The sequence below is a fragment of the Acidobacterium sp. FHG110202_01 genome (genome assembly GCF_059115305.1).
This window is the reverse complement of the sequence record NZ_JBZYWJ010000026.1, coordinates 1-851: the sequence shown is the minus strand read 5'-3', so window position 1 is coordinate 851 and position 851 is coordinate 1. Positions and strand designations below refer to the sequence as shown.

General features: G+C 56.6%; 2 protein-coding genes. One reads left to right on the top strand and one right to left on the bottom strand.

Translation table 11 applies throughout. The features are described 5' to 3' along the window. A partial coding sequence (locus AC5S16_RS23160) for a hypothetical protein (RefSeq protein ID WP_493932495.1) occupies positions 1 to 318 on the bottom strand: 318 nt, incomplete at its 3' end. A gap of 358 nt (positions 319 to 676) precedes the next feature. Here AC5S16_RS23160 and acpP point away from each other — a divergent pair. Then, on the top strand, positions 677 to 851 hold a 175-nt coding region (gene acpP, locus AC5S16_RS23155), incomplete at its 3' end, for an acyl carrier protein (protein ID WP_493932496.1).

Here is an 851-nt window from a genome sequence, read left to right as displayed (position 1 = left end):
AAACGCCTGGCTGTTTTCATTCAGAACACGCGAAGCCGCGCTGCGGAAACTCTCCTCCAGCACAGCGCGCGCCTGCTTCAGTGATTCCTGTTCCGCTGTCAGGCGTTCTTCCAGGCGCGCTTTTTCCACACCCAGGGATTCGGCCCTCTGAGCAGCCTCGCGCAGTTGATTCTCGCGTTCGGCCAGCTGGGTCGAAAGGGATGCCGCTATTGCCGACCTCGCATCAAGCTCCGAGCGCGAGCTGAGGCTGCGAATCCAATATCCAATCGCGATTCCCACAAGGACAGCGACAACACCCGTTACTGCAAGAGAGAGCATAGCGAATATACTCGCACGGACTGCGCATCCGGCGACACGGGACTGCGCGTCCAGCGGCACGCGCCTTCGGCGCCGCCTCTACTGGTCGTAGACACAGGGATTACTTTCGCTTCCTGTAGTTGCGGATTTCCTGCAATTTCCAGTTTTGCAATATATGAGGTCAGTTGGAATGGTTACAACAGATACTGGCGCCGAAAGGCGCGTGCCGCTGGACGCGCAGTCCCGCGGTTGCCTGGACGGCCAGTCCTCAGTAGACTTGAAATTTCGAGCGCGGTATTCGTGTGTTCTCAAGTTGTGCACCTCGCCCGGAAGAGTTTTCATCTAAATTTTTTGCCGTATCGATGGACAGGAGAAACGCATGGCAGCAGTAGAAGACAAGGTAAAACAAATCATCGTCGAGCAGCTTCAGGTCGACGAAGCTGAAGTGACGCCCAGCGCATCATTCCAAGAGGACCTGGGCGCGGACTCGCTCGACGTCGTCGAGCTGGTAATGCAGTTTGAAGAAGCGTTCGACCTCGAGATTCCTGACGAGG